The sequence below is a fragment of the Alsobacter sp. genome (genome assembly GCF_059501845.1).
This window is the reverse complement of sequence record NZ_JCACDK010000018.1, coordinates 555,307-568,434: the sequence shown is the minus strand read 5'-3', so window position 1 is coordinate 568,434 and position 13,128 is coordinate 555,307. Positions and strand designations below refer to the sequence as shown.

12 protein-coding genes are annotated in these 13,128 nt (G+C 69.4%); 6 read left to right on the top strand and 6 right to left on the bottom strand.

The genetic code is table 11. From position 1 onward, the window contains the following. Positions 1-132: 132 nt before the first annotated feature. Positions 133-1,056, bottom strand: coding sequence for a hypothetical protein (locus AC5JCN_RS17575; RefSeq protein WP_495756381.1), 924 nt, complete (start codon positions 1,054-1,056; stop codon positions 133-135). Between the two features lie 79 nt (positions 1,057-1,135). Beyond that, positions 1,136-1,504, bottom strand: a complete 369-nt coding sequence (locus AC5JCN_RS17570; RefSeq protein WP_495756380.1) for an SgcJ/EcaC family oxidoreductase — start codon at positions 1,502-1,504, stop codon at positions 1,136-1,138. 276 nt (positions 1,505-1,780) lie between these two features. Here AC5JCN_RS17570 and AC5JCN_RS17565 point away from each other — a divergent pair, with 276 nt between their 5' ends. From AC5JCN_RS17565 to AC5JCN_RS17555, 3 genes are all read left to right on the top strand, one after another. After that, on the top strand, positions 1,781-1,996 hold the full coding sequence (locus AC5JCN_RS17565) for a hypothetical protein (protein WP_495756379.1): 216 nt from the start codon (positions 1,781-1,783) through the stop codon (positions 1,994-1,996). 90 nt (positions 1,997-2,086) lie between these two features. Then, positions 2,087-2,986, top strand: coding sequence for a hypothetical protein (locus tag AC5JCN_RS17560; protein WP_495756378.1), 900 nt, complete (start codon positions 2,087-2,089; stop codon positions 2,984-2,986). A 28-nt stretch (positions 2,987-3,014) separates the two neighbouring features. Further along, complete coding sequence (locus AC5JCN_RS17555) at positions 3,015-3,659, top strand: protein-L-isoaspartate(D-aspartate) O-methyltransferase (protein ID WP_495756377.1); 645 nt, start codon at positions 3,015-3,017, stop codon at positions 3,657-3,659. A gap of 224 nt (positions 3,660-3,883) precedes the next feature. On the opposite strand, the gene ppc is transcribed toward AC5JCN_RS17555, so the two are convergent. Beyond that, complete coding sequence (ppc, locus tag AC5JCN_RS17550; RefSeq protein ID WP_495756376.1) at positions 3,884-6,658, bottom strand: phosphoenolpyruvate carboxylase; 2,775 nt, start codon at positions 6,656-6,658, stop codon at positions 3,884-3,886. Between the two features lie 156 nt (positions 6,659-6,814). Continuing rightward, on the bottom strand, positions 6,815-7,585 hold the full coding sequence (locus tag AC5JCN_RS17545) for an SDR family NAD(P)-dependent oxidoreductase (protein ID WP_495756375.1): 771 nt from the start codon (positions 7,583-7,585) through the stop codon (positions 6,815-6,817). 91 nt (positions 7,586-7,676) lie between these two features. On the opposite strand from AC5JCN_RS17545, the gene nthA reads away from it, so the two are divergent. Genes nthA through AC5JCN_RS17530 form a run of 3 tightly spaced genes read left to right on the top strand, consistent with a single transcriptional unit; the run spans position 7,677 to position 9,372 of the window. After that, positions 7,677-8,324: a nitrile hydratase subunit alpha gene (gene nthA, locus AC5JCN_RS17540; protein ID WP_495756374.1), complete on the top strand. Its 648-nt coding sequence runs from the start codon at positions 7,677-7,679 to the stop codon at positions 8,322-8,324. Continuing rightward, positions 8,321-8,986: a nitrile hydratase subunit beta gene (nthB, locus tag AC5JCN_RS17535; RefSeq protein WP_495756373.1), complete on the top strand. Its 666-nt coding sequence runs from the start codon at positions 8,321-8,323 to the stop codon at positions 8,984-8,986. Before nthA ends, nthB begins: the two co-directional genes overlap by 4 nt. Next, entirely contained in the window at positions 8,983-9,372 is a 390-nt protein-coding gene (locus AC5JCN_RS17530) for a nitrile hydratase accessory protein (RefSeq protein ID WP_495756372.1), read from the top strand. Before nthB ends, AC5JCN_RS17530 begins: the two co-directional genes overlap by 4 nt. Positions 9,373-9,479: 107 nt before the next feature. On the opposite strand, the gene AC5JCN_RS17525 is transcribed toward AC5JCN_RS17530, so the two are convergent. Beyond that, on the bottom strand, positions 9,480-11,117 hold the full coding sequence (locus tag AC5JCN_RS17525; protein WP_495756371.1) for an HAL/PAL/TAL family ammonia-lyase: 1,638 nt from the start codon (positions 11,115-11,117) through the stop codon (positions 9,480-9,482). A gap of 124 nt (positions 11,118-11,241) precedes the next feature. Next, complete coding sequence (gene lepA, locus AC5JCN_RS17520; RefSeq protein WP_495756370.1) at positions 11,242-13,047, bottom strand: translation elongation factor 4; 1,806 nt, start codon at positions 13,045-13,047, stop codon at positions 11,242-11,244. Positions 13,048-13,128 lie beyond the last annotated feature (81 nt).

Sequence of the window (13,128 nt, the reverse complement as noted above, 5' to 3'; positions counted from 1 at the left end):
ACAACCTAACATTGATTGCAAACGCTAGCTGTGCCGCAGCGCGCCGTCATGGCTCCAGAGGCTCGGGAAAGTCGCTAATCGGAAAGGCTGAATGCGGCATATGATCGCATGCGTTCGGGCAATGGGCCAGCCTCAGTAGCTTCCGTTGAAGTAGCCGATCGCCTCGCTGAAGGTGACCTTCCATGCCGCGCCACCGTCGCGCATCAGGCGGTCGGCGGCCTTCGTCGGATGGCCGTAATCCATGCGGCCCGTCGGTCCCGACGACGATCCCAGCAGGTGCCCTGCCTCGTGGGCCGCGGTCGTGGGCTTGCGACGGTCGGCGAGCAACGCGACTCCGATCTCGACGTCAGCGGCGCCGTTGTCGTCGTGGCTGCCAGTCGCGATCTCCTTCACCAGGAAGAAGGTGTATCTCGACCTGACGTCCTTCCCGGACTTGAACAGCGCCCTGACGTCCTTGTCCTCGAGGACGACGACGTCGGGGAGGGCGTCGAGCTCGAAGGGCTCCTTCGAACTCAGCGTGAACACGACATTGGCCTGCGGGTGCCAGACGACGTTCATCTGGGTGAGGACGTCGGCAATGACGGGGTTCGGCTTGCCGTGGTCGCGGTATTCCTTCCCTCCGGAAGCCTTCACCTTCACGGGCCTGATGGAGATCGCGACGGTCTTCTTGTCCAGCCCGACGACCGGGAACTTTTCCACGACCGACCCGTCCTTCGCGTGGATGGTGAGCGTCTGCTCGATCCCGATCCTCTTCTTCACGCCCACCCGGTAGATCCGGCCCTTGGGAACCGGGGTCACCGCGACAGGGGCGTCCCTGTAGGCCGCGAAGTCACGCAGGCCGAAGATCCACTCGCGCGTCGCATCGGTCTTGGCGCGGTCCTTCTCGCCGAGCTCCTGCAGGGTAATGTCGTGCGGCCGGGAAGCCTTCAGCTGCTCGTCCGCCCGCAGGTCGACGGCGACGAGGTTGCTGCCGCCCACCGGCACGATCATGCCGGGCTTGTCACCGTCGTCGTCGACGCCCGCATACCGAAAAAGCGCGTGAAACCGCGTGGCCATGGCTGCCCCTCGCCGCGCCCTCCGTGAGCGCGGTCCCAGTGACCCTGACGCAAAGCCTGCGCTCGCGATGTGGGATCCGTCACACGCCCCGCCGCGGAGAGCCGTGGTGCTGGGCGATGCGCCAGTTCCCGCCTTCGCGCACGAGCACCCACGTCATGCGGTACGGCATGGGGGCGTCGCCGTCGGCGAAGTCGACATGCCCCGCCGTGCAGACCGTGTCCGGACCGAGCTCGACGACACGCGGCATCGGATAGTTGATGACGCGCACGCCCGCCCCGCGCCCGCCGAAATAGGCCCGGACCGCGGCCTTCCCCACCTGGAGTTCGTCGACCGCGCCGAACAGAACGGCGTCGTCGCGGTAGAGCGCCATGTGATCGTCGAGATCATGACGGTTGAAGGCGTCGATCCAGCGCGCGAGCAAAGCTTCGATCGTCGGTGTCCCCGTCATGGTTGCTCCTCCCTTGTGGTTTTGTGTTCCGCGTAGCACGGCCGGGAGGGGCACGAAAGAAGGCCTCGACGCCAACTGCACCGCGACGGAAGACGCTTCATAACTCTTCACTTCGAAGAGCGTGGGCTTGGCAAGAATTCGCGGCAACGCAAGGTGCAGCTTTGCTGAGACTGCGACAATCTGTTTACGATACTGTGCATCACCGCGCAAATAGCATGAAGACAAGGGCGCCACTTCGTCGCATTCTCCAACGAATCAGTGATTCGATGCACCGCAATGCCAAGTTTTGAAAAGCCCACAGAAAACGAAGACGCTCAGCGCCTGCGCGAGATCCTGCACCCGGAGCAGGACGTCCTGCGGCGTCTCGGTGTCGGCATCCAGGGTCACGTCAACCAGGCTCTGCTGGAGACGCCGCCGCTGACGATCCTGCAATTGCTGCGGGCGCTCGAGATCGCCGAGCGCGGGCAGGATGGATCCGGCCCGGCTCACTGAGCGCCCCGCCACTCCTGCATCCCCGCCCGCAACCTTGCCGGTGAGCGGGGGTTGTCTTGCCGTCCAGGCAAGGGAGGCGTCGGCCACGCCATGGTGAAACGCCTCGCTAGCGCAATCCTGCTTCTCGGGCTGGCTGCCTGGCCCGCCGCGCCGCGCGCGCAGGACGCCGCACAGGAGCCGCAGCAGCCGTCCTACCAGGGCACGCTCCGGCGGGAATGCCCGGCGAAGAACCTCGACTTCCTGCCCGACGACCAGACCGCCCGCAGCATCAGCGACTTCATCGAGCGGCTGCCGGAGGCCAAGCGCGAGGACGTGGTCGAGGCGGGCCGGGCCGACGTGGCGGCCTGCGCCCATGACGGCGCCTGCACCACGCGCGCCGCCATCGCGGCCTTGCGAACGATGGGGCTCGCCGCCGATCTCGCCCGGTCCGTCTGCGCGTTGCCCTTGCGCTGCACCGATGTCGGGGATTGCGGGCCGGACACGGCGGCGGCCCGCCCCCGCAGTGCCGCCAACGACGCGCCTCCTCCCTTGGCCGAGGAGCCTCCTCCTCCCTTGGCCGAGGAGCCGCCTCCTCGGGTGGCCGAGAACCCTCCTCTTCCCGCTCCCGTCCCGGAGCCGCCGGCCGCGCCGGTCCGCGGCGGGTCCGACCTGCCCAGCACCCCGCCGCGCCCGGAGACGCCGCGCGAGGCCGCGCTCGGCTTCTACCAGGCGCTGGCACGTGGCGACGGCATCGGAGCCGAATGGTATGTCGTGCGGGAGAAGCGCGGCTCCGGCCCGTTCGTCGCCGCCCGCATCGAGCGCTTCTACGGCACGCTGCCGGAGCCCCTGACGGTGCTGTCGGCCGAGGAAACGGGCCCCGCCACAGTGTCGGTCCGCTACCGCTTCACGGCCAGGGGCGGCGCGGTATGCGAGGGGCGTTCGACCGTGACCGTCCGCGAGACGTCGCAGGGTTACAGGATCGCCCGGATCATCGCTCCCTCGGGTTGCTGAGCCGCCCGGTCCCGCTACGATACCGGGGATGACCGACGGCATGACGGCGCGCCAGCGCATGGTCGAGACCCAGATCGCCGGGCGCGGTGTGACCGACGCCAGCGTGCTCGCGGCCATGCGCATCGTGCCACGTGAGGCCTTCGTGCCCGCGCCCTTTGCAGACCGCGCCAATGAGGACGGTCCCCTGCCCATCGGCGAGGGGCAGACCATCTCGCAGCCTTTCGTCGTCGGCCTGATGCTGGAAGCGGCGCGGCTGGCCGGGGGTGACCGCCTGCTTGAGGTCGGATCGGGCTCCGGCTACGCGGCCGCCGTCGCGAGCCGCCTCTGTCGCGAGGTCTTCGCCATCGAGCGGCACGCAGTTCTCGCCGACGGTGCCGCGCGGCGCTGGACGGATCTGGGCTACGGCAACATCCGCCAGCGTATTGGCGACGGGACGCTGGGCTGGCCGGAGGAAGCGCCGTTCAACGCGATCGTCGTCTCGGCCGGCGGCCCCTCAGTGCCCCCGGCCCTGACCGGCCAGCTCGCGCCGGGCGGCCGGCTCGTCATCCCCGTGGGCGGGCGCGGTCACCAGACGCTCGTAAGGGTCACCCGCATGGGCGCCGTGACCTTCGAGCAGGAGACCCTGCAGGACGTGACCTTCGTCCCCCTCGTCGGCGAGCAGGGCTGGCGATAGCACCCGACCGTCGTCCAGGAAGCACGGGAAACCCCTCTCCCTTTTGGGAGAGGGGCAGGGGTGAGGGACCATCGCTCACACAGCGTGGGATCCCGGCCTACGTTGCCGATTTCGCCTTCCCTCAAAAGTCTATCCCTCACCCCTGCCCCTCTCCCCATACGGGAGAGGGGTAAGCGCATGCGTTTTATTGAGGAATGCGGACGACAAGGGGACGGAGCGCTCCCTTAGCCCGTGTTGCGCAGGCCGGCGGCGATGCCGTTGATGGAGATGAGGATGCCGCGCTGGGCCTTCTCGTCCACCTGGCCGGACCGGCGGCGCCTCAGCAGTTCGACCTGCAGGTGGTTGAGAGGCGCGATGTAGGCGAAGCGGTGCGCGATGGAGCGCGCCAGCGCCGGGTTGTCGGCGAGCCGCCGCGTCTCCCCGGTGATCTCCTCGAGCGCCTTCACCGTGCGGGTCCACTCCGCCTCCAGCGCGCCGAAGATGCTTTCGGCGAGCGCCCTGTCGGGGACGAGGTCGCAATAGCGGCGGGCGACGGCGAGGTCGGCCTTGGCGAGCACCATGTCCATGTTGGAGAGCAGCGTGGAGAAGAACGGCCACTCCGAGTTCATGCGCCGCAGCAGGGCGAGCCGCGCCTTCGGGTCTGGCGCCAGAAAGGCCTCGACGGCCGAGCCGAAGCCCAGCCAGCCCGGCAGGTTCAGGCGGCTCTGGCCCCAGGAGAAGCTCCAGGGGATGGCGCGCAAATCCTCGATCCTGCGGTTCGCCTTCCGCGACGCCGGGCGGGAGCCGATGTTCAGCTCCGCGATCTCGGTGATCGGCGTGGAAGCGAAGAAGAAATCGGTGAACCCCTGTGTCTCGTAGACCAGCGCCCGGTAGGACTTCATGCTGTGCCGCGAGATCTCCTCGGCGGCCTCCAGAAACTCCGAAGCGGCGGCGGTGCGAGGGGCGAGCAGCGTCGCCTCCAGCGTCGCGGCCATCAAGGTCTCGAGGTTGCGCGCACCGATCTCGGGGTTGGCGTACTTGGCGTTGATGACCTCACCCTGCTCGGTGAGCCGGATCTGGCCTTTTACCGTGCCCGGCGGCTGAGCCAGGATGGCGCGGTAGCTCGGGCCGCCGCCGCGGCCCACGGTTCCGCCGCGGCCGTGGAAGAGCCGCAGCGTCAGGCCGGGCTTGGCCTCGAACAACCGCGCCAGCGCGGTCGAGGCGCGATAAAGCTCCCAGTTCGAGGTGAAGTAGCCGCCATCCTTGTTGCTGTCGGAATAGCCCAGCATCACGTCCTGCTCGCCACCGGAATGGCGGACCAGCGCCTCGATGCCGGGCAGGTCGTAGAAGGCCTTCATGATCGGCTCTGCGGCCCGCAGGTCCTCGATCGTCTCGAAGAGCGGCACGACGATCAGGTCGGCCCGCGCCGATGACGCCTCCTGCGGCGCCAGCGTGCCGTGCATCAGCCCGCATTCCTTCTGCAGGACCAGCACCTCCAGCAGGTCGCTGACGCTCTCGGTATGGCTGATGATGTAGTGCCGTATGGCCTGCGGCCCGTAGGCCTGCAGCATCTCCCGCGCCGTCTCGAAGACGGCCAGCTCGCCGATGGCCGTGTCGCTGTAGCCGGCATTGCGCACGCGCAGCGCACGCGGATCCTGCAGCACCTGGAGCAGCAGCTGCTGCTTGCGCTCCTCTGGGAGGGAGGCGTAGGCCGGCTCGATGCGCGCCGTCGCCAGCAGCTCAGCCACCACCTCCTCGTGCTTGTCGGAGTTCTGGCGCAAATCGGTGGTGGCGAGGTGGAAGCCGAACACCTCGACGGCCCGGAGCAGAGGCTGCAGGCGGTGGCGCGTCAGCACCGCGCCATGGTTCCTGTTCAGGCTGTCCTGGATGACCAGGAGGTCGGCGCGGAACTCTTCCGGGCTGGCGTAGGGCCGGCCGGGCGCCACGGCATGGCGCGTCGCCTCGGTGTCGGTCAGCGCCCGCAGCGTGCCGGCAAGGCGGGCATAGATGCCGATCAGCGCCCTGCGATAGGGCTCGTCGTCCCGGTGCGGGTTGTCGTCGCCCGCATCGTCCGCCAGCGCGTCGAGATCGGCCGTGGCGCCGGTCAGCATGCGCGACACGGAGAGCTCGGCGCCGAGCTCGTGCACCTCGGTGAGGTAGTGCCGCAGCACCGTCTCCGACTGCCGGCTCAGCGCCATGCGCAGCGTTTCGGCGTTGACGTTGGGGTTGCCGTCCCGGTCCCCGCCGATCCAGTTCCCCATGCGGAAGAAGGTGTGCACGCGCTTGCCGAGATGGTGCTCCAGCTCGGCATAGAGGCGGGGAATGCCCTTCAGGAACGTCGAGCGGTAGTAGCTCAGCACGTTCTCGATCTCGTCGCGGACGGTGAGCTTGGCGTAGCGCAGGATGCGGGTCTGCCAGAGCTGGGCGATGCGCGCCCGCAGCAGCATTTCGTTCTCGGCCCGGTCGCGCGCCGAGACCAGCGTGTCGCGCTGCGCCAGCAATTCGGCGATGGCACGCTCTGCGTCGAGCGTGCTCTTGCGCTGCACCTCCGTCGGGTGGGCCGTGAGCACCGGCGAGACGTAGCTGCGCGACAGCGCGCGGGCGATGCGGTCCCCATCGATGCCGGCGCCGCGCAGCTTCTCGAAGCTCGCGGCGAGGCTGCCGTCCTGGTGGTCGCCGACGGCCTCGTGGGCGGCGCGGCGGCGCACGTGGTGGCGGTCCTCGGCGATGTTGGCGAGGTGCGAGAAATAGCTGAAGGCGCGGATGACGGAGACCGTCTCCGGAGGGCTCAGGCGCTTCAGCAGCTGGTCGAGGTTGCGACCGGCCTCGGCGTCGGCCCGGCGCTGGAAGGCGACGCTCAGCTGGCGGATGGCTTCGACCAGCTCGTAGGTCGCCTCGCCCTCCTGCTCGCGCACGGTGTCGCCGAGGATCTGGCCGAGCAGGCGCACGTCGTCGTAGAGCGGCTTGTCCTTGTCGCTGGCGCGGGAGGTCTGTTGGACCGGCAGTTCGATGGCGGACATGGCCGCACCTCCTGGGGGACCGGCGGCGCGGTTGCCGCCTCGAGCGCTACGAGAAATGCATCCCGGATGGAGGCAAGAACTGTTCCTCCGGGCCAAAGGCCCGCCCCAATCGCTCAAATATGAGCGAAGATCAAGGCCGGCGCCGAGCTCCGCCGCCTAGAGTGGCAGCAGATGGCCGCCATCGGCCACCACCGTCTCTCCGGTCATGAAGCGGCCGGCCCGCGAGGCGAGCAGGAGAAGAACCCCGTCGAGATCGTCGGGCTCGCCGAAGCGGCGCAGCGGGATCCTGTCCAGCATGGCGGCGCCGGTGGATGAGGCGAGCCATTCACGGTTGATGTCGGTGACGATGTAGCCGGGCGCGATGGCGTTCACCCGGATCCCCTTGGGAGCGAATTCCAGGGCCAGCGCGCGCGTCAGCTGCACGACGGCGGCCTTGGACGTGGCGTAGGCCCCGACGCCGCGTGTCACGCCGAAGCCGAGGATGGAGGCAATGTTGACGATGGCCCCGCCCGTCCCGGCGGCGATCATGCGCCGGGCGGCGTCCTGCGCCCCCCACAGCACCGCGTCGAGGTTGAGGCTCATGACGGCGTGCCACTGCTCCGGCGTGATGTCCACGAGCCGCTGCGCCGGGGCAATGCCGGCATTGCTGACCAGCACGGTCACCGTGCCGAAGGCGCCCTCGGCCCGGTCGAAGGCGCGGGCGAGATCCTCCGGCTTCGTGGCGTCCGCCTCGACGGCGATCGCCTCGCCTCCGGCGCCGCGGATCGCCTCCACCTGCGTGGCAAGCTCCTTTGCCCGCCGCGCGACCAGCACCACTTTGGCGCCGTTTGCGGCCAGCACCGCGGCGAAACGGGCGCCGAGGCCGCCGGAGGCGCCGGTGACGAGCGCCACCTCGCCGGAGAGGTCGAAGAGATCCTGGGCCTTCATGTGGCGTTCCTCCCGCCCCTGCATAGCGCAGCTGCGCCCGGGGCGCAGCCCGCCGCTCGCCTCCGCGAAGGCACGGCGCTAAGCTCGCCGCATGGCACACGAGCACGACGATCACGACCACGACCACGGGCACGAGGGTTCCGACCTCTCCGGCCCGGCCCTGCGCGTGCGCGCCCTGGAGACGATCCTGACCGAGAAGGGCCTGGTCGATCCCGCCGCGCTCGACGAAATCGTCGAGACCTACGAGACGAGGATCGGCCCGCGCAACGGCGCCAAAGTGGTGGCGAAGGCGTGGAACGACCCGGCCTACCTCGCCCGCCTGCGCGAGAACGGCACAGCGGCCATCGCAGAGCTCGGCTTCGGCGGCCGGCAGGGCGAGCACATCCGCGTCGTCGAGAACACGCCGGACGAGCACAACCTGGTCGTCTGCACCCTGTGCTCCTGCTACCCGATCCCGGTGCTGGGGCTGCCGCCAGTATGGTACAAGTCGGCGCCCTACCGATCGCGCGCCGTCTACGATCCCCGTGGGGTGCTGGCCGAGTTCGGCACGGTGCTGCCCGAAAACACCCGCATCCGCGTCTGGGATTCGACGGCCGAGATGCGCTACCTCGTGCTCCCCATGCGTCCTCCCGGCACCGAAGGCTGGGACGAGGAGGCGCTCGCGACCCTCGTCACGCGCGACAGCATGATCGGGGCGGGCCTGCCGCGCTCGCCCGGGACGGCGGGAGGTCCGGCATGAACGGCGGCCAGGATCTCGGCGGCATGATGGGCTTCGGCCCCATCGCGCCGGAACAGGACGAGCCGGTCTTCCACGCGCAGTGGGAGAAGCGGGCGCTCGCCGTCACCATCGCCTCCGGCTTCCTCGGCATGTGGAGCATCGACGAGAGCCGCCACGCCCGCGAGACGCTGGCCCCGCAGGACTATCTCTCGTCGAGCTACTACGAGATCTGGCTGAAGGGGCTGACGAAGCTCCTTCACCGCCACGGGCTGGTCGGCGCCGAGGAGCTCGATGCGGGCCGGGCCCTGCATCCGGCGGCTCCCACGAGGCGCCCGCCACCCGACGCCGAAGGTGCCGCGCGCATCCTCGCGGGCGGCGCGCCGGCCGAGCGGCCCGCGGTACAGGCCGCACGGTTCGCCGCGGGCGACACCGTGCGGACGGTGGTCATTCATCACACCGGCCATACGCGCCTGCCCCGCTATGCCCGCGGCAAGACGGGCACGGTGCTGCGCGTCCACGGCGTCCACGTCTTCCCCGATTCCAATGCGCATGGGGGCGGCGAGGACCCGCATTGGCTCTACGCGGTCGAGTTCACAGGCCCGGAGCTGTGGGGCCGCGACGGCGACCCCGGCCTGCGCGTCGTGGTCGATTGCTGGGAGCCCTACCTGGAGGCTGCGCCGTGAGCGCCGCCACGCCGGGCCTCCTCGACGCCTCGCCCGGCCTGCCGCGCGACGAGGGTGGCCCGGTCTTCCGCGAGCCTTGGGAGGCGCAGGCCTTCGCCATGGCGCTCGCGCTGCACGAGAAGGGGCTGTTCACCTGGCCGGAATGGGCGGCCGCGCTCGCCACGGCCATCCGCGACGCGCAGGAGCGCGGCGATCCCGACACGGGCGAGACCTACTACCAGCACTGGCTCGCCGCGCTCGAGACGCTCGTCGTCGCCAAGGGCGCAGCCGACCCCGGGCGGCTCGCGGAAACCCGCGACGCCTGGCACCGCGCCGCCCACGCCACGCCCCATGGCCAGCCGATCACGCTGGAGAACGATCCGCTTCTCGGAGATGCAGGCCGGTAACCTCCCGGCCGCCGGAAGCGGGCCCCGTCATCCCCGGCCGGAGCGCGGGTTTCGGACCCGCACTTTCCTGGTTCTGGCGCCAGGTGCGCGTCTGAAGACGCGCGGTCCTACCCTTCCAGTTCGCCCACCGCGCCCTCGACCGCATCGAGAACGGCGCCGCTGCGCACGAGATCGAGCGCCTGGGCCATCTCGGTCGCGTACCAGCGGTCGCCGTCCAGCGCGGGCGGGATGGCGGCACGGATGGCCTCCATCGCGGCCCGGGTGCCCGTGCCGAGCGGATGGTCCTTCGCCAGCGGCTCGACGAGCGACAGCGCTTGCGCCGCCATGAGCAGCTCGCCGGCGACGATCTGCTCGACGTTCTCGACCACGGTGCGAGCCTTGCGGGCGCACCAGGTGGAGTTCGACACGTGGTCCTCGGCATTGCTCTTGCCGGGGATGGAATCGACCGAGCCCGGCATGCACAGCGTGCGGTTCTCCATGACCAGCGCCGACATCGAGCACTGCACGGTGGCGAAGCCGGTGTTGAGCCCCTTCTTGCCGGCCAGGAGGTTGCGCGGCAGGCCGTAGCTCATGGCGGGGTCGATCAGCCGGGCGAGGCGGCGCTCGGAGATGGAGCCGAGGTCGGCCATCGCAATGGCGAGCACGTCCATCGCCTGCGCCATGTACTGGCCGTGGAAATGGCCACCGGAGATCGAGACGTAACCGCCCTCGCCATTGTCGAAGATCAGCGGGTTGTCGGTGGCCGAGTTGATCTCTGTGCCGACGATGCCGCCGACATAGTCCAGCGCCTGCACGACGGGGCCGTGCACTTGGGGGGCGCAGCGCAGCGAGTAGACGTCCTGGACGCGCGGGGCCGGCGGCACGCCCTCCTTGCGGTTCTCCTCGGGGAAGACGACGAGGCGGGCGGCTTCCGAGCAGCGCCTGGAATCGCCGATGAGGCGCAGCACGTTGCGAGCCACCGCCTGCTGGCCGGGATGCGGCCGGGCGGCATGCACGCGCGGGTCGAAGGCGGCGAGCTCGCAGCGCATCGCCTCCAGCGACAGGGCCAGCGCGATGTCTGCGGTGCGCCGGATGCGGCGTGCGTCCTCCAGCGCCAGCACGCCGAGGGCGAGCGACACGGTGGAGCCGTTGATCAGCGCCGAGGCGTCCTTGGCGGAAAGCTCGAAGTCCGGCGAGAAGCCGGCCTCCGCGATGGCCTGGCGCGCCGGCAGCCGGCGGCCGCGATACATCATTTCCGCCTCGGCGAAGCCGCACAGCGCGCCGGCGAGATGCGCGAGCGGCGCGAGGTCGCCCGAGGCGCCCACCGAGCCCTTGGCCGGGATCACCGGGTGGAGCCCCGCATTGAGGAAGGCGAGGAGCCGCTCGACCAGCTCGACCCGCGGGCCGGAATAGTTGGAGGCGAAGGCGTTGGCGCGCAGCATCATCGTGGCGCGCGTCGCGTCCTCCGGCAGCGGCTCGCCGACCCCGGTGGCATGGGCGAAGATCGTCTTCGTCTGGTAGGCCGCCATGTCGGCCATCAGCACGCGCTGGTCCTTGAACAGGCCGACGCCGGTGTTGAAGGCGTACATCAGCGGCGCGTCGTCGTGCATCCAGTGCGCGTCGATATAGGTCCGCGTCGCTGCGATCCGCTCGCGCGCCTCGGGCGCCAGCGCCGCCTGCTCCGGCGCCTCGCCGCGCAACCCGGGACGCGACACCCGCACCACGTCTGCCGCCTGCAGGGTGCGCCCGTCGATCGCTACGCTCATGGAATGATCCTCGACCCCGTCCGCGAGCGCCCGAACGGGCCCGCCGGACCTTCCCTAGCGCATGCGGAGGGGGTGCGTCATCCCGGGCCGGAGCGGCGCGCGCGGGATGGGCCGGAAGCGGCCCTCAGGCGTCCATCTTCAGCGCGGCGATGAAGGCTTCCTGCGGGATCTCGACGCGTCCGAACTGGCGCATGCGCTTCTTGCCCTCCTTCTGCTTGTCGAGGAGCTTGCGCTTGCGGCTGATGTCGCCGCCATAGCACTTGGCCGTCACGTCCTTGCGCAGGGCCGAGATCGTCTCGCGGGCGATGATCTTGCCGCCGATCGCCGCCTGGATCGGGATCTGGAAGAGATGCTGCGGGATCAGCTCCTTCAGCTTCTCGCACATGGCGCGCCCGCGCATCTCGGCACGGTTGCGGTGCACCAGCATGGAGAGCGCGTCCACCGGCTCGGCATTGACGAGGATCGACATCTTCACGAGGTCGCCCGCCTTGTAGTCGGTGAGCTGGTAGTCGAAGGAGGCGTAGCCCTTCGAGATCGACTTCAGCCGGTCGTAGAAGTCGAAGACCACCTCGTTCAGCGGCAGGTCGTAGACGACCATGGCGCGCTTACCGACATAGTTCAGGTCGACCTGCGATCCGCGCCGGTCCTGGCAGAGCTTGAGGATGCCGCCGAGATACTCGTCCGGGGTGAGGATCGTGGCCCGGATCCACGGCTCCTGGATCTCCTCGATCTTCATCACGTCCGGCATGTCGGCCGGGTTGTGGAGCTCGATGTCCGTGCCGTCCCGCATGCGGATGCGGTAGATGACCGACGGGGCGGTGGCGATGAGGTCGAGGTTGAACTCGCGCTCCAGCCGCTCCTGGATGATCTCGAGGTGGAGCAGGCCGAGGAACCCGCAGCGGAAGCCGAAGCCCAGCGCGGCGGAGGATTCCATCTCGTAGCTGAAGCTGGCGTCGTTGAGGCGCAGCCGGCCCATGGCGGCGCGGAGATCCTCGAACTGCGCGGCATCGACCGGGAAGAGGCCGCAGAACACGACCGGCTGCGCCGGCTTGAAGCCCGGCAATGCGGAAGCGGTCTGCCGGCGCGTCTCGGTGATGGTGTCGCCGACGCGGGTGTCCGCCACCTGCTTGATCTGGGCGGTGATGAAGCCGACCTCGCCCGGCCCGAGCCGCTCGACATCGGTCATCTTCGGCTTGAAGACGCCGATCCGGTCGACCTCGTAGCGGGCGTTGGTGCCCATCATGGTGATGTCGGTGCCCCTCTTCAGGAACCCGTCGATGACGCGCACCATGACGACGACGCCGAGATAGGCGTCGTACCAGCTGTCGACGAGCAGGGCCTTCAGCGGCGCCTTCTCGTCGCCCCTGGGCGGCGGCAGCTTCTTGACGATGGCCTCCAGAACAAGGTCGATGCCGATCCCGGTCTTGGCGGAGATCGGCACGGCGTCCGACGCGTCGAGTCCGATGACCTCCTCGATCTGCGCCTTGACGCGGTCCGGCTCGGCGGCGGGAAGGTCGATCTTGTTGAGGACCGGCACGATCTCGTGGTCGGCGTCGAGCGCGTGGTAGACGTTGGCGAGCGTCTGCGCCTCCACACCCTGGGAGGCGTCGACCACGAGCAGCGAGCCCTCGCACGCCGCCAGCGAGCGGCTGACCTCGTAGGCGAAGTCGACGTGCCCGGGCGTGTCCATCAGGTTCAGGATGTAGTCCTTGCCATCCTTGGCGCGGTAGTCGAGCCGCACCGTGTTGGCCTTGATGGTGATGCCGCGCTCGCGCTCGATGTCCATCGAGTCCAGCACCTGCTCGACCATTTCGCGCTCCGCGAGGCCGCCGGTCACCTGAATCAGGCGGTCGGCCAGGGTCGACTTGCCATGGTCGATATGCGCGACGATGGAAAAGTTGCGGATGTTGTCGATGGGGTGCTCGCTCATGCGCGGCAAATAGCAGCGCGGGCCTTAATTTCCAAGCGACATGGGGTAGCGGCGACGGAGGAGCGCGGGTCTCCAGACCCG